Raw genomic sequence first — 14,467 nt, forward strand, 5'->3', positions numbered from 1 at the left:
AACGCCCGGTCTCATTCCGAACCCGGAAGCTAAGCTCTCCAGCGCCGATGGTACTGCACTCGAAGGGGTGTGGGAGAGTAGGACGCCGCCGGAATCAACGTGAGTAAGGGGCCCCACCCCGGTGGGGCCCCTTATTTTTTTATCAACTTCGATTTACCGTGGCGGCCCTTGCCTAAGGGGTCCATGGCCACTGTCGGGTGCGCCGACTTCGTTCGTCATACGGGACAATGGTGGTCGCGCCACAGGCGACTGCGTACCCGTACGACGATCACGAGGAGCAAATCCCATGTCCAATCCCCCCTCCGAGGGACGGCCGAGTCGCCGTCCCAGTGGATCGCAGTACTCGGGGGGCGGTGGCGGCGGTGATCGCCGGCCGTTCAACCGTGATGATCGCGGTGGCCGTCCGGCTTCCGGTGGTCGTGACCAGGGTGGCCGTGACGATCGGGGCGGTTCGCGTCCTCCGTTCAACCGTGATGACCGTGGTGGCAACCGCGGTGCGGGCGCAGGGCGTCCCCAGTCCGGTGGGCGTCCGCAGTCCGGCGGTCGGGACGACCGTGGTGGGGCCTCGCGTCCGCCGTTCAATCGGGATGATCGCTCCGCCGGTGGCGGTTCGCGTCCGCCGTATCGGTCGGATCGGCCCGAGCGTTCGGACCGGCCTGCCCGGGATGACCGTGGTGGGTCACGTCCGGCGTATGGCAATCGTGACGACCGTGGTGGTAGCCGGCCGTCGTACGGCAACCGGGACGACCGTGGTGGTGCGCGTCCGCCGTTCAACCGGGATGACCGTGGCGCCGGGCGCCCGCAGTCCGGTGGGCGGGACGATCGTGGTGGGGCCTCGCGTCCCTCGTTCAATCGTGATGACCGTTCCGGTGGCGGTTCGCGTCCGCCTTATCGGTCGGACCGGCCCGAGCGTTCGGACCGGCCTGCCCGGGACGACCGTTCCGGTGCGCGTCCGGCGTTCCGGGCGGATGGGCCGGAGCGGGATCGTGGGCAGTCGCGTACCTCGTACGGGGCCCGTGGGGATCACGCGATCTCGCGGCCGAGCCGTGAGGACCGCGAGGGTGGCTCGCGTCCCCCGTTCAACCGTGACGACCGTGGTGGTAGCCGGCCGTCGTACGGGAACCGGGACGACCGTGGTGGTTCGTCGCGTCCCTCATTCAACCGGGATGACCGTGGCGGGGATCGGCGTCCTGCGGGTGGGCGGGATGATCGGCCCGGGTTCCGCGAGGAGCGCGGTGGGGATCGGCGTCCTTCGTTCAATCGTGACGATCGTTCCGGTGGCGGTTCGCGTCCGCCGTATCGGTCGGACCGACCCGAGCGTTCGGACCGGCCTGCCCGGGACGACCGTGGTGGCTCGCGTCCGGCGTACGGCAATCGGGACGATCGTGGGGATCGTGGTGGCGCCGGTGGGCGGCTGCCGTTCCGGTCGGATCGGCCGGAGCGTTCGGATCGGCCTGCCCGGGATGACCGTGGTGGTGCGCGTCCGGCGTATGGCAATCGGGACGACCGTGGTGGGGCCTCGCGTCCTTCGTTCAATCGGGATGACCGTTCCGGTGGTGGCGCGCGTCCGCCGTATCGGTCGGATCGGCCCGAGCGTTCGGACCGGCCTGCCCGGGACGAGCGGGAGTTCGGGGATCGTGACTACAAGGACGGCGCCAGCAGCCGGCCGACCTACAACGGTCAGCCCGGCGCGCGGCAGCCGTTCCACGAGCGTCGGCCGGCTCCGCGTCGCGACGATCGGGGTTCGGGGCGTCCGGCGAGTGGCGGTCGGGACGAGCGGGGCGGTTCGCGGCCGTCGTTCGGTAATCGGGACGACCGTGGTGGGTCGGCTCGGCCCGCGTTCAATCGGGATGATCGCTCCGCCGGTGGCGGTTCGCGTCCGCCGTACCGGTCGGACCGGCCCGAGCGTTCGGACCGGCCTGCCCGGGACGACCGTGGTGGGTCGCGTGCGCCGTTCCGGTCGGATCGGCCCGCTCGGGACGAGCGTGGTGGGTCGCGGCCGTCGTTCGGCAATCGGGACGACCGCGGTGCTCGGCCCTCGTTCGGAGACCGGGACCGGGATCGCGGCAACGGGCGTCCTTCGTACGGGAATCGGGACGACCGCCGGGATGCGCGGCCGTCGTTCGACCGTCGGGACGAGCCGGGCTACGTGCCGGTCGAGCGGATGTACATCCCGGAGGACGTGCAGGCCGAGGAGCTCGGTGCGGAGGCGCGCCAGGAACTGCGCGGGTTGCCCAAGACCCTCGCGGACGAGGTCGCGCGCAACCTGGTGATGATCGGCCGGACGGTCGACGAGGACCCCGAACTGGCGTACAAGTACGCCAAGGTCGCACTGCGACTGGCGTCGCGGGTCGCGGCGGTGCGGGAGGCCGCGGGTATCGCGGCGTACATGGCCGGGGCGTACGCCGAGGCGCTGTCCGAGCTGCGGGCGGCGCGGCGGATGACCGGGTCGAGTGAGCACTGGGCCGTGATGGCCGACTGTGAGCGTGGCCTGGGTCGTCCCGAGCGGGCGCTGCAGATGGCCGGTGCGGACGAGGTCAAGGAACTGGACAAGGCCGCGCAGATCGAGCTGCGGATCGTCGCCGCCGGTGCGCGTCGCGACCTGGATCAGCTCGACGCCGCGGTGGTCACGCTGCAGGTACCGGAGCTGAACTCGGCTTCGACCAACCCGTGGGTGGCGCGGCTGCGGTTCGCGTACGCCGACGCGTTGGCGGCCGTGGGGCGCGACGACGAGGCGCGGGACTGGTTCGGTCGGGCCGCCGAGGCGGACGCGACCGGTGAGACCGGTGCGGCCGAGCGGGTCGCGGAGCTGGATGGCCTCGACTTCACGGACGCGCTCGACCCGGATGCCGAGGACGACGAGGACGACTTCGACGATGTTGCGGACGTCGCTGACGCGGATGACGTCGATGACGTCGATGACGCGGAGGACACGGAGGACGCGGAGGCCCTTGAGGGGGACGACGACGTTGCGGACGTCGAGGACGTCGAGGATTCGGCTGCGGTCGAGGACGACGTCGAGGTCGACGTGGTCGATCAGCCGGTTGCCGAGGCCGAGGCGGACGAGCCTGTGGCCGAGGTCAAGGTGAAGAAGCCGCGTAAGAAGGACTGATTCGGCGAGTGGGATTGGGAAGGGCCCGGCACGGTGTGCCGGGCCCTTTTCGTGTTTCGTGTTTCGTGTTCTCCGGCGTACCGCGGGTTGGCGGGTCAGTCGATGTCCAGGCTGCGCAGGACCAGGCCGGTGGCCGGCTTCGGGCCGAAGGAGGTGGACTTTCGGGGCATTCGGATGTCCTGTTCGGCCAGTTCGCGGACCACACGTTCGTCGGTGGGGCGGAGCAGGATCGCGGTGCCGCCGGTGTGGTTGGCCTGGCGGACGGCCGCGGCGGCGTCGTGGACGTAGGTGATGTTGTCCCAGTTGTCCGGTACGTGCCAAACCCGGTCGAGTAGGGCCGCGTGCAGCACGGTGGCGTCCAGGCGGCGCCAGGTGTGCGGGCGGTCGGCCCGGATCGCCAGGTCGAGCAGGTCCGGGTCGGGGCCGGTGAGCAGGTGGAAGCGGCGATCCCCGGCGAGCAGGAAGGCCGGCCCGGTGGCCTGGTCGAGAGCCCACAGGGCGGCCGGCAGCGTGCCGTCGAGCGGCCGGGCCAGGAACGCGCCGGCGCCCGCGTCGCCGTAGGTGGCCAGGGCGTCCAGGGCCTGGGCCGGGCGGAGCTTGGGCAGGACACGATGGATGGCGCCGACCCGCAGCGGATGTCGGACGGTGTCCACGAGCAGGACCAGCCCCCGGTCCCAGGGGCCTTCGCCGCGGCCGTCCGCGTGGGCTCGCTCGCGCATCCGTGCGTAGGCCGCCCAGCGGTGGTGGCCGTCGGCGATCAACGCCTTGCGTTGCGCGAGGTCCTCGCGGATCCCGGCGACCGCGTGCCGATCGGTGACGCCCCACAACCGGTGCCGTATGCCGTCCGGGGTACGCAGGCCGACGAGCGGCGGCTGATGGGTGGTCTGTTCGACTATGTCCGAGGCGCGTCCGCCGCCGGTGTACACCAGCAGGATCGGCTCCGGGTTGGCCGACAACTCGCTCATGATCGCGGCGCGGTCGGTGACCGGGCCCGGCATCACGTCCTCGTGCGGCAGGACCGCGGAGTCGAGGGACAGGGCGCCGATCAGCCCGCGCTGGATCGAGTTGTGGTCGCGCTGTTCGTATACGTACAGCGTGGGCAGCGGGTCGGGGCGCAGCACGCCCTCGGCCAGCCAGGTGCGCAACGTGCTGCCCGCGTGTACCGCGCTGCGCGGGAGGACCAGCCGCACGATGTTGTGCGGATCCGAGTCCTCCAACGCGGGTACGCCGCCGGGCTCGACCACGTCGTACGGTGGCGAGGTCACCGACGCGACGTCCCCGACGCGTTCCGGGTCGTAGCGAAGCCCGCGGAAGGGGGCCAGATCGAGCCCGTTCGGCACTGCGTCGTCCATGGCCGAATGTTACGGGCCCGAGGCCGGGCAAGATCAGGACATCCGAAGTCGGTGGATAGCGGATTTGCCGGCTGGTGGCGGGGCGCGGGGTCGGATGGATGTGGTCGAGGTGCGGGAGGGCATCATGGCGATGGCTCAGGGGGCCGACGGGATGAACGGTGCACCCACGGGAGACGTGTACGACTGGTATCGGCGCGGGGTGCAACTGCTCGCGTCGGGAAACCCGGCCGCCGCCGCGCAGTTGCTGGCGCGGGCGGCGGACGCGGCGCCCGAGTCGCGCAGTGTGCGGGAGGCGCTGGCGCGGGCCTGGTTCGACTCGGGCAGACACGACGAGGCGCTGCGGCACTTTCGCGCGGTGGCCGAGTCGGATCCGGCGGACGACTACGCGCAGTTCGGGTGGGGGCTGTCGGCGTCGCGGCTCGGGGACTTCGAGACGGCGGTGGAGCATCTGGCGCTGGCGGTGGCGATGCGGCCGGAGACCAAGCACTACCGGAACGCGTTGGTGCAGGCGCGGGCGACGTTGCGGGCTCGGGCGGGGGCGTACGGGGCGATCGGTCGGGACGGGGGGAGCGGTGGGGGTGCGGGGAGTGCCGGTGCCGGTGGGGACGGTAGGAATGGTGGGGACGGTCGGAATGGTCGGGACATGGGTGACGGGAGCGACGGCGCGTGAGTGAGCAGACCTCGGCATTGGCGGTGGCGTACGACGTCGCGCTGCTGGATTTGGACGGTGTCGTGTACACCGGCGCTCGGGCCGTGCCGTACGCGGTGGAGGTGTTGGCCGAGGCGCGGCGGCGGGGGATGGGGTTGGCGTATGTCACGAACAACGCCTCGCGTACGCCCAAGGTGGTGGCGGAGCATCTGGTCGAGCTGGGTGTCCCGGCCCAGCCGGAGGATGTGGTGACGTCGGCGCAGGCGGCGGCGCGGGTGGTCGCGGAGCGGGTGCCCGAGGGGGCGCCGGTGCTGGTGGTGGGCGGTGAGGGCCTCGAGGTCGCGTTGCGGGAGCGGGGGTTGCGGCCGGTGCGGTCGGCGGACGAGGAACCGGCGGCGGTGGTCCAGGGGTTCGCGGCCGACGTGGGGTGGCGGGAGCTGACGGAGGCGTGCTACGCGGTGCGGCGCGGGGTGTTCTGGGTGGCCTCGAACACGGATGTGACGATCCCGACGGAGCGTGGGATCGCGCCGGGCAACGGGGCGCTGGTGGGGGTGGTGCGGGCGGCGACGGGGGTCGAGCCGGTGATCGCCGGCAAGCCCGAACTGCCGCTGCATCGCGAGACGATCCTGCGTACGGGGGCGCGGCGGCCGTTGGTGGTGGGCGACCGGTTGGACACGGACATCGAGGGCGCGCACAACGGGGGCGTGGACAGCCTGTTGGTCCTGACGGGGGTCACCGGACCGGACGGGGTGTTGGCGGCGGGCGCGGGGCAACGGCCGACGTTCGTGGCCGAGGACCTGCGGGCGCTGCTGGCGCCGCCGGTGACGGCGCGGCGGGACGGCGACGGGTGGGTGTGCGGCGGCTGGTCGGCGCGGGTCGTGGCGGGGGTGCTCACGGTGACGGGTGAGGGGGCCCGGATCGACGGGCTGCGCGCGGCGTGCGCGGCGGCTTGGGCGGCGGAGGGTGCGGTGGACACGGCGGGGGTGGTGGCGAGGTTGGGCTGGTAGTGGGGTGGGCTGGTGGTGGGGTGGGCGCGGGGCGGGTCAGAGGAGTTTGCGCAGGACGAGCAGGTCCTTGAAGGACGCCTCCAGCTTGATCCGGCCCCTGGCCCAGGCCGCGGCGAAGTCGAGGTTGCCGGCCACCAGGGCCACCAGGTCGTCGGAGGACGTGGTCAGCCGGATCTGGGCGCGCTCGGGGCTCGGGTCGGTGGTGATGTCGTGCAGGGCGCCGTCGCGGAGTCGGCCGCTGAAGGTGACGTCGAGGTCGGTGATCCGGCAGCCGAGGCTGCGGTCCAGTTGGGTGGCCTTGCGGGTGTCGCCCTCCGCTCGGCCCATCTTGGCGGACAGTTCTTCGAGAGCCTCGCGGCACTCTTCGACGGTGGCCATGCGGGGGCGTTCCTTTCCATTGCCGGTCCGGGGGATCCGGTTGGCGACCGTATCCCACCCGGCCCGCGCCGGTCGGCCGGGTGATGGGGCGTGTCGCCGGGAGGTCGTTGCTTCCGGTTCCGCGCCGGTCGAGAGGGTAGCGTCGGGGCAGACCGATCATCGCCGCTCGTAGCGCCGCGCAGGCAGGAGTGCGGGCGGCCGGAGACAGGAAGGCGGGCGCCGGTTCATGCGAGACGTCGTGCGCAGTTACCTTCAGATCGCCAGTGGCTTGACCGAGATGACCAGGCAGCGGGTCACCGAGGTGGCCAAGGTCCTCGTCGAGCGCAGCGGCCTCGATCTGGAGCAGATGCCGGATCAGGCCCAGGCGTTGCCGCACTTCGTGCAGCAGGTGGCCGAGGAGTTGTACGAGACCGGCAAGGCGAACCGGGACCTGTTGGTCGGCATCGTGCGCGGTGAGGTGGACAAGGCGCTGTCCCGCTCGAAGCCGTGGACCAAGGATCTGATCAAGGCCGAGGAGGAGATCGCGCGGCTGAATCGCCGGGTGACGGATCTGGAGCACCGGTTGGCGCGCGCCTCCACGCCGCGGGCGTCTCGGCCGGCGGGCTCCCCGGGCGCGGGGCCTGCGGCGGCGGGCGCGCGGGCGGGTTCGGCGGGGGCCGCGAACGGGACTGCGACTGCTGCGTCTGCTTCGGCTGGGACTGCTTCGGCCGGGACTGCTTCGGCGGCGACGCCGGTGGCGACTCCGCCTGTGGCGCGTAGTGCCGCTGCGGCCAAGCCGGTTGCCAAGAAGGCCGCCGCGAAGAAGACCTCGGCGGCCAAGTCCGCGCCGGCCGGCGGCTCCGCGGCCGGTTCGGCCGCGGTGGCCGGGCCGCGCAAGCCCGCGCGGAAGGCGAACGGTACGGCTGCCGCGAAGAAGGCGACGCCCGCCAAGAAGGCGATCCGCAAGCCCGCCACGCCGACGGCCGACGCGGACGAGCAGTCGTGAGCGAGGACCCGGAGGGGAACGCGGGACCGGGCGACGGCGCGGACGCGGACGCGGGCGGGGGTTTGGAGGCGGGCGGGGGCTCGGGCACGGATCCGGCGGCGGCCGGCGCGGGGTCCGGTGGTGAGGTCGCGTCCGGCCCCTCGGCTGCCGCCGAGGCATCCGCATCGCCGGCCGGTGCGTCGGGCGACCCCGCCGCCCCCGTTGCCCCCCTCGATGTCGAGCCGCCCGGGCTTACCGGGGTGCTTCGGGTGGATGGGGTGTTGGTCGGGCTCGGGCGGGTGGGTGACCTGCCGACGGAGGTGCATGGGTCGGTGTACGAGGATGTGCATCGAGGGTTGCGGGAGGCCCTGGCGGAATTGGATCGGTAGGGCCGGTCCACGACTTCGGGCGAGGGGCGCGGGAGTGGCGGCCCTCGTCGACCACTTCGGTACAACCAAGGAACGGCAGGCACGACCGGTGGCACGACGCAGGCTCGACGCCGAGCTGGTGCGCAGGGGACTGGCTCGCTCCCGGGACCACGCGAGCGAACTGATCGCGGCCGGGCGGGTGACGGTGGGTGGTCAGGCCGCGACCAAGGCGGCCACCCAGGTCGACGCGGGCGCGGCGGTGGTGGTCGCGGCCGATGCGGGCGATCCGGACTATGTATCGCGCGGCGGGCACAAACTCGCGGGCGCGCTGGCCGCGTTCACCCCGCTCGGCCTCACCGTCGAGGGGCGGCGCTGCATCGACGCGGGCGCCTCGACCGGCGGCTTTACCGATGTGTTGTTGCGCGCGGGCGCGGCGCATGTGGTCGCGGTGGACGTCGGGTACGGGCAGTTGGCGTGGGCGCTGCGCAGCGACGACCGGGTGACCGTACGGGATCGCACCAACGTCCGGGAGTTGACGCCCGATCAGGTGGGGCCGGCGGCCGATCTTGTGGTGGGCGACCTCTCCTTCATCTCGCTCGGCCTGGTGTTGCCCGCGCTGGTGCGCTGTGCCGCGCCGGACGCCGACCTGGTGATGATGGTCAAGCCGCAGTTCGAGGTGGGGCGCGAGCGGCTCGGCGCGGGCGGGGTCGTGCGCGATCCGGCGTTGCGGGCCGAGGCGGTGCGGATGGTGGCGGAGCAGGCGGCGAAGGTCGGCCTCGGTGTACTCGGGGTGACCGCGTCGCCGCTGCCGGGACCGTCGGGCAACGTCGAGTACTTCCTGTGGATGCGGGCCGGTGCGCCGGAGTTGGACCCGGCGGACGTGGATCGGGCGGTCGCCGAGGGGCCTCGGTGAGCGGCGCGCGCGATAGCGTCTCGCCCTACGGGTACGGATACGGCTGCGGTCGATTCGATGCGGACGAGGGGATACGGGCATGAGCGATCGCACGGTACTGGTGGTCACGCACACCGGCCGACCTGCGGCATTGCGCAGTGCACGGCTGGTGGTGGAGCGGCTGATCGCGGCCGGCCTGAGTGTGCGGGTGCTCGAACACGAGGCGGACGAGCTGGCCCTGCCCGGCGCGGTCGTGGTGTCCGTGGAGCCGGACGCGGCCAAGGGCTGCGAGTTGGCGGTCGTGCTCGGCGGTGACGGGACGTTGTTGCGCGGCGCGGAGTTGGTGCGGGAGGCGTCCGTACCGATGCTCGGGGTCAACCTGGGCCGGGTCGGCTTCCTGGCCGAGGCCGAGCGTGAGGACCTCAACGACGTGGTGGAGCGGGTCGTCTCGCGCGATTACGACGTCGAGGAGCGGATGACGCTCGACGTGGTGGTTCGGGTCAACGGCGAGATCGTGCACACCAACTGGGCGCTGAACGAGGCCGCGATCGAGAAGGCCTCGCGTGAGCGGATGTTGGAACTGGTGGCCGAGGTGGACGGCCGGCCGCTGTCCCGCTGGGGCTGCGACGGGGTGGTGTGTGCGACGCCGACCGGGTCGACCGCGTATGCCTTCTCCGGCGGCGGGCCGATCGTGTGGCCCGAGGTGGAGGCGTTGATCATGGTGCCGATCAGCGCGCATGCGCTCTTCGCGCGTCCGGTGGTGGTCTCGCCGAACTCGGTGCTCGCGTTGGAGCTGGCGCCGGAGACGCCGCCGGGCGCGTTGTGGTGCGACGGGCGGCGGACCGTACAGCTGCCCGCGGGCGCGCGGGTGGAGGTGCGGCGCGGGACCCAGCCGGTGCGGCTCGCGCGGCTGCATCGGGCGCCGTTCACCGACCGGCTGGTGGCCAAGTTCGCGTTGCCGGTCAAGGGGTGGCGCGGCCGTAAGTGAGGCCGTGCGGGGTGTTCGGTACACGCCGTTTGAACTGCGTTCTTCGCGTGGAGTCCCCGCGACCTCGTAGTGTCGTCCCGTGCTCGAAGAGATGCGGATACAGGGTCTGGGTGTCATCGAAGACGCCGTAGTCGAGCTCGCGCCGGGCTTCACCGTGGTCACGGGCGAGACCGGCGCCGGCAAGACGATGGTGGTGACCGGGCTCGGCTTGCTGTTCGGCGGGCGGGCCGATGCCGGGCTGGTGCGCAACGGGACGGGGAAGGCCCTGGTCGAGGGGCGGCTCAGCGTCCCGGCGGATTCACCCGCCGGGCGGCGGGCGGCCGAGGCGGGGGCCGAGGTGGACGACGGCGAGCTGTTGTTGGCGCGTACGCTCTCCGCCGAGGGCCGCTCGCGGGCGCATGTGGGCGGGCGGGCCGCGCCGATCGGGCTGCTGACCGATCTGGCCGACGACCTGATCGCGGTGCACGGGCAGACCGACCAGCAGCGGTTGTTGCGCCCGGCCCGGCAGCGCGGTGCGCTGGATCGGTACGCCGGGGAGGCCGTGTCGGTGCCGTTGAAGGCGTACGGCGGGGTGTATCGGCGACTGCGCGAGGTGAGCGCCGAGCTGGCCGAGATCACCACTCGGGCGCGCGAACGGGCGCAGGAGGCCGACCTGTTGCGGTTCGGCCTGGCCGAGATCGACCAGGTGGTGCCGCAGCCGGGCGAGGACGCGGAGTTGGCGGCGGAGACCTCGCGGCTCGGCCATGCGGACGCGTTGCGGACCGCGGCGACCACGGCGCACGAGGCGCTGTTGGGTGATCCGGAGACCGGTACGGACGCGGTGGACGCCTCGACGCTGCTCGGTGCGGCGCAGCGGGCGGTGGAGGCGGTACGCGGGCACGATGCCGCGCTTGCGGCGCTGGCCGATCGGCTGGGCGAGGTCGGGTATCTGGTGTCCGACGTGGCGACGGAACTGGCGTCGTACGCGGCCGGGGTGGACGCGGATCCGGTGCGGCTCGCGGCGGCGGAGGAGCGGCGGGCCGCGCTGACGGGGTTGACCCGCAAGTATGGCGAGTCGATCGACGAGGTGTTGGCCTGGGCCGAGCGTTCGGCCGCGCGGTTGGCCGAGTTGGACGGGGACGAGGACCGTACCGAGGAGCTGACCGGCGAGCGGGACGCGCTGCGCCTTGAACTGGCCGCGCTGGCGGGCGAGGTCTCGGCGGCGCGGCATGCCGCGGCGGAGCGGTTCGCGGCGGCGGTCACCGGTGAGCTGAGCGCGTTGGCGATGCCGTACGCGCGCGTCGGCGTGGCGATCTCGGGCGTGGACGATCCGGCGGGACTGCCGGTGGGCGATCGGGTGTTGGCCTATGGCCCGACGGGCGTGGACGAGGTCGAGCTGCAACTGTCCCCACACCCGGGCGCGCCGCCTCGGCCGTTGGCCAAGGGGGCCTCGGGCGGCGAGCTCTCGCGGGTGATGCTCGCGGTCGAGGTGGTCTTCGCCGGTGCCGACCCGGTGCCGACTTTTGTCTTCGACGAGGTGGACCAGGGCGTCGGCGGCAAGGCGGCGGTCGAGGTGGGGCGGCGGCTGGCGCGGCTGGCCCGGGTCGCGCAGGTGATCGTGGTGACGCACCTGCCCCAGGTGGCGGCCTTCGCCGACCGGCATCTGGTGGTGGAAAAGTCCAGCGACGGCACGGTGACCCGCTCCGGCGTGGTCACCCTGGACGACGCGGCCCGGGTCCGGGAGCTGTCGCGGATGCTGGCGGGGCTGGAGAACTCCGAACTGGGCCGGGCACATGCGGAGGAGCTGTTGGCCACGGCGGCGGACTCGAAGGTGCGGGACTGAGCTCGTGGTCGCATGGCTCGTGGCCGCATGGCCCTGATGGGTTTCGGGGACTTGGGTGGGCGGGTTGCGGGGGCTGGTTGGTCGGGTCGGGTTGGTGTGCCCACCCGCTCCACCCGTTGCGTTTGGTGCGGAGGCTGGGGTTTAGGGGCAGCGGGGCGGGCTGATCCGGCCCTGTGGCCCTGTGGCCCTGTGGCCCTGTGGCCCTGTGGCCCTGTGGCCCTGTGGCGCGACTGGGCTTTGCGGGTGCTCTTTTTGGGGTGGCCCGGGTGTTGTTGAGTTCGACGTCGTGCTATGGCTGGGCGGAACAGGTAGAGGCGGCGGTGGGGCTTGTGCCCTGCCGCCGCCCCTGGTTGCTCAGGTTGCGTCCGGGGTGTTGGTCAGGCCGTAGTAGATGCGGGGGGCGCCGTCCAGGTGTAGTTCGACGCAGCCGTCGGTCGGGGTCAGTAGGCGTTCTCGGCCGATGCAGTCGATTTCTCGGACCGTGCCGGCGACGTTGTTCCGGTGGTCTCGGTGGTCTCGGCCTCGGTGTTCGGCTTCTTGCGGGTCGGCTATGGATACCGCGGGTGCCGCGGCGACCTTGAGCACCGTCTTGGTTCGCCAGTCGTCGACCCACGGTTCGGGGGCGGCGAACCAGCCCGAGTCGGTGGGGTGGTTCGGGTTGAGGATGTAGCCGTCCTTGCGGCTCCACAGGATGGAGATCGGGCCCTGGGGGGACGTGAACAGCAGGCCCTTGAGGTCCGGGTCGGGCAGGGTCAGCCGGCGGACGAAGGTGGCGCGGTCGAGTACGCGGGCGGCCGTGGCGTAGGCCAGCATGGACGGCTTGGCGCCGAGGTCGCGGTGCATCAGGCCGTAGTGGTACTCGGAGTTCACCGGGTCGGCCAGTTGCGGCTTGCCGAGGATGCTGTCGTGGAGCTGGTACCAGTTCACGCAGCGCACCCCGGCGGCCTTGGCCAGGGCGAGGGTGAGCAGTACGTTCTCGGCGGCGTGCCGGTAGGTGTCGTGCCACCAGCTGTTGGGCTTGGTGCAGGCGTATGCCTCGGTCATCCACAGTTCCTTCGGCCCGTACTCGGCGATCACCTCCTGGGCCTTGTTCAGGCTGCCGAGGAAGTTCCAGTACGTGCCGTTGCTGTCCGTGGTCCAGTCGGCCGGTGCCGGGGCGTAGTCGGGGGTGAAGTTGCCGCGGCCGGGGTGGAAGGAGAAGCCGTCGATCAGGTCCCAGCCGCCCGCGTCGCGGAAGGCCTTGGTCCAGATGTAGTCCATGCCGGACAGGCCGGCGTTGAGCACCTTGGTGCGTGCTCCGGCGGCCTTGAGTCGGTCGCGTACCGGGTGGAGGCCGTCGCGGACGTACGAGGCCGCCGTGGTCGTGGTCATCCACGGGCGGTTGATCTCGTTGGCGACCTCGAAGTATTCGGCGTTGGCGTTGATCGCCAGTGTGGTGTTGGTGTCCGCCCATGCGGCGACCTGGGCGGTGGTGCCGTCCAGCGGGATGCCGTGCAGTTCGATGTTGTGCGCGATGCCGGCCGCGTCGAGTGCGGCGGGGGCCAGGCCGGGGCCGCCGTCGTAGGCGATCCGTACCCGCTTGATGCCGATCCGCTGCATCAGGCCCACCACGGCCGGGGTGTCCGGCTTGAGCAGCCACGGGTAGTTGGCGATGCCGAACATGCTGTCCGCGCCCGCCTGGTAGGTGAAGGGGGGCAACACGGTGAGGTTGGTGCGGGCGAACGCCTCGTCGGTGCCGGACTTCGCGCTCACCTCGGTGAATACGATGCCCTGCGGTGGTGCGGTGACGGTGAAGGTCTGTGCCCACGTGGAGCCGGCTGCCACGGTGCCGGCGACCGTACCGCTGCCGAGGATCACGCCGTCGAAGTCCCGTGCCCACCAGGACAGTTGCACATTCCGGTCGGCGGTGCCGCCGTTGGCCACCGCGGCGTGCAGCGGCATCGGTACGCCGCCCTGGTCCCAGATCGAGAACGGCTGGTCGGTCCACACCTCGACGCCCAGGGGTTGCAACGAGCCGGCGGTACCGGCCGCCGCGGGCCGCATCGTGCCGAGGACGAGGTCGGCCTCGACCACCGCGCCGTTGGTGGTCGCGGTGCCGGGGGAGTGCATCCAGGAGGCGTTGGTCCAGGCCGGGGTGGAGTTGGCGAGCCGGAAGTAGGCGAAGGTGTCGGCCCAGGTCTCCTGGTAGACCACACCCGCGTTGGTCTCGTACGGGATGCCGCCGCCCGCGTCCCGGTTCCAGGTGGTCAGCGCCGCGAAGCTCTCCGGCGCGGTGGGGGCGGTCACGGTGCGCCCGAACAGGACGCCGGCCGGGAGCAGGGTGGTCGAGCCGCCCAGTTCCCAGCGCAGGTGCGCCCGGTTCGGGGTGACGTCGAAGATGCCCCGGACGGTGAGCCCGTTCGCGGCGGCGGGCAGCTTGTAGTCGACCTGGATCGCCGACCGGCCGTCCGGGAGGGTGATCAGGGACGGGGTCCCGCCGCTGGTCGGTTGCAGGCCGACGACCGAGTCCTTGGTCATGAACCTGGTCAGCCGGACCCGTTCGGTGCCGCCGCCGTCGCGGGCCGAGACGACCCCGTCGAGGCCGGCGATCAGCGTGATGCCGGGCGCGGAGATGGTCACGGGGGCGGCGGCCTGCCCGGCCGCGAAGGCCTGCCCGGGCAGCGCCGCGCCGGCCACGCCGACGGCGACGGCTCCGGCGACGGCACCGGCTCCGGTGAGGAAGCCGCGCCGGTGTAGGCCGGGCTCGGCGCCCGGATGCTCCGGTGGCGTGCCTTCGGGGCTCTGGCGGTCGTCGGGCGTGTGGCCAGTGGACATGGGGATCCCTTTCCCGGGCGACAGGCATTCACCTAATGCGGATTAGGTCGAAGGTGTACTCCGATCGTCGGAGTGAGTCAAGACCCCCGTATGTCTGGTTCGCCGCCCCCCGCCACCTGCC

Annotated in this window: 11 protein-coding genes and 1 rRNA gene; 9 read left to right on the forward strand and 3 right to left on the reverse strand. The window is 72.2% G+C overall.

The window, feature by feature from the left end; genetic code table 11:
• Nucleotides 1-94 (forward strand): 5S ribosomal RNA (gene rrf, locus ABIA38_RS39345); the annotation flags it as partial.
• 2,070 nt (nucleotides 95-2,164) lie between these two features.
• Nucleotides 2,165-3,112, forward strand: a complete 948-nt coding sequence (locus ABIA38_RS39350; RefSeq protein WP_424643841.1) for a hypothetical protein — start codon at nucleotides 2,165-2,167, stop codon at nucleotides 3,110-3,112.
• A 95-nt stretch (nucleotides 3,113-3,207) separates the two neighbouring features.
• Here ABIA38_RS39350 and ABIA38_RS39355 read toward each other — a convergent pair whose 3' ends face one another.
• A complete protein-coding gene (locus ABIA38_RS39355) occupies nucleotides 3,208-4,464 on the reverse strand; it encodes a DUF1015 family protein (RefSeq protein WP_424643772.1) in 1,257 nt (418 codons plus the stop codon).
• Nucleotides 4,465-4,588: 124 nt separating this feature from the next.
• On the opposite strand from ABIA38_RS39355, the gene ABIA38_RS39360 reads away from it, so the two are divergent.
• Complete coding sequence (locus tag ABIA38_RS39360) at nucleotides 4,589-5,134, forward strand: tetratricopeptide repeat protein (protein ID WP_424643773.1); 546 nt, start codon at nucleotides 4,589-4,591, stop codon at nucleotides 5,132-5,134.
• The gene (locus ABIA38_RS39365; protein ID WP_424643774.1) at nucleotides 5,131-6,120 is read left to right on the forward strand and encodes an HAD-IIA family hydrolase; all 990 of its coding nucleotides are present in this window, start codon (nucleotides 5,131-5,133) and stop codon (nucleotides 6,118-6,120) included. The genes ABIA38_RS39360 and ABIA38_RS39365 overlap by 4 nt, the downstream gene beginning before the upstream one ends.
• 36 nt (nucleotides 6,121-6,156) lie before the next feature.
• On the opposite strand, the gene ABIA38_RS39370 is transcribed toward ABIA38_RS39365, so the two are convergent.
• Nucleotides 6,157-6,498 (reverse strand): alkyl sulfatase C-terminal domain-containing protein, encoded by a 342-nt coding sequence (locus tag ABIA38_RS39370; RefSeq protein WP_424643775.1) that lies wholly within the window; start codon nucleotides 6,496-6,498, stop codon nucleotides 6,157-6,159.
• A 226-nt stretch (nucleotides 6,499-6,724) separates the two neighbouring features.
• Here ABIA38_RS39370 and ABIA38_RS39375 point away from each other — a divergent pair, with 226 nt between their 5' ends.
• The 5 genes from ABIA38_RS39375 to recN all read left to right on the forward strand — a co-directional run bounded on the left by ABIA38_RS39375 (nucleotide 6,725) and on the right by recN (nucleotide 11,532).
• The gene (locus ABIA38_RS39375) at nucleotides 6,725-7,483 is read left to right on the forward strand and encodes a hypothetical protein (RefSeq protein WP_424643776.1); all 759 of its coding nucleotides are present in this window, start codon (nucleotides 6,725-6,727) and stop codon (nucleotides 7,481-7,483) included.
• Nucleotides 7,480-7,851, forward strand: coding sequence for a hypothetical protein (locus ABIA38_RS39380; RefSeq protein WP_424643777.1), 372 nt, complete (start codon nucleotides 7,480-7,482; stop codon nucleotides 7,849-7,851). The genes ABIA38_RS39375 and ABIA38_RS39380 overlap by 4 nt, the downstream gene beginning before the upstream one ends.
• Before the next feature lie 88 nt (nucleotides 7,852-7,939).
• The gene (locus tag ABIA38_RS39385; protein WP_424643778.1) at nucleotides 7,940-8,743 is read left to right on the forward strand and encodes a TlyA family RNA methyltransferase; all 804 of its coding nucleotides are present in this window, start codon (nucleotides 7,940-7,942) and stop codon (nucleotides 8,741-8,743) included.
• 79 nt (nucleotides 8,744-8,822) lie between these two features.
• Nucleotides 8,823-9,710, forward strand: a complete 888-nt coding sequence (locus ABIA38_RS39390) for an NAD kinase (RefSeq protein WP_424643779.1) — start codon at nucleotides 8,823-8,825, stop codon at nucleotides 9,708-9,710.
• A 91-nt stretch (nucleotides 9,711-9,801) separates the two neighbouring features.
• Nucleotides 9,802-11,532, forward strand: a complete 1,731-nt coding sequence (recN, locus tag ABIA38_RS39395) for a DNA repair protein RecN (RefSeq protein ID WP_424643842.1) — start codon at nucleotides 9,802-9,804, stop codon at nucleotides 11,530-11,532.
• A 354-nt stretch (nucleotides 11,533-11,886) separates the two neighbouring features.
• Here the strand turns inward: recN and ABIA38_RS39400 are convergent, their stop codons facing one another.
• Nucleotides 11,887-14,346, reverse strand: a complete 2,460-nt coding sequence (locus ABIA38_RS39400) for a hypothetical protein (RefSeq protein ID WP_424643780.1) — start codon at nucleotides 14,344-14,346, stop codon at nucleotides 11,887-11,889.
• Nucleotides 14,347-14,467: the final 121 nt, after the last annotated feature.

It is taken from the genome of Embleya sp. AB8 (genome assembly GCF_049739465.1).
Taxonomy (GTDB): domain Bacteria; phylum Actinomycetota; class Actinomycetes; order Streptomycetales; family Streptomycetaceae; genus Embleya.

Coding starts and splice junctions, on each gene's coding strand:
- ABIA38_RS39375 (WP_424643776.1), top strand. CDS start 6,725: ATGCGAGACGTCGTGCGCAGTTACCTTCAGATCGCCAGTGGCTTGACC.
- ABIA38_RS39355 (WP_424643772.1), bottom strand. CDS start 4,464: ATGGACGACGCAGTGCCGAACGGGCTCGATCTGGCCCCCTTCCGCGGG.
- ABIA38_RS39400 (WP_424643780.1), bottom strand. CDS start 14,346: ATGTCCACTGGCCACACGCCCGACGACCGCCAGAGCCCCGAAGGCACG.
- ABIA38_RS39360 (WP_424643773.1), top strand. CDS start 4,589: ATGGCGATGGCTCAGGGGGCCGACGGGATGAACGGTGCACCCACGGGA.
- ABIA38_RS39370 (WP_424643775.1), bottom strand. CDS start 6,498: ATGGCCACCGTCGAAGAGTGCCGCGAGGCTCTCGAAGAACTGTCCGCC.
- recN (WP_424643842.1), top strand. CDS start 9,802: ATGCGGATACAGGGTCTGGGTGTCATCGAAGACGCCGTAGTCGAGCTC.
- ABIA38_RS39390 (WP_424643779.1), top strand. CDS start 8,823: ATGAGCGATCGCACGGTACTGGTGGTCACGCACACCGGCCGACCTGCG.
- ABIA38_RS39350 (WP_424643841.1), top strand. CDS start 2,165: ATGTACATCCCGGAGGACGTGCAGGCCGAGGAGCTCGGTGCGGAGGCG.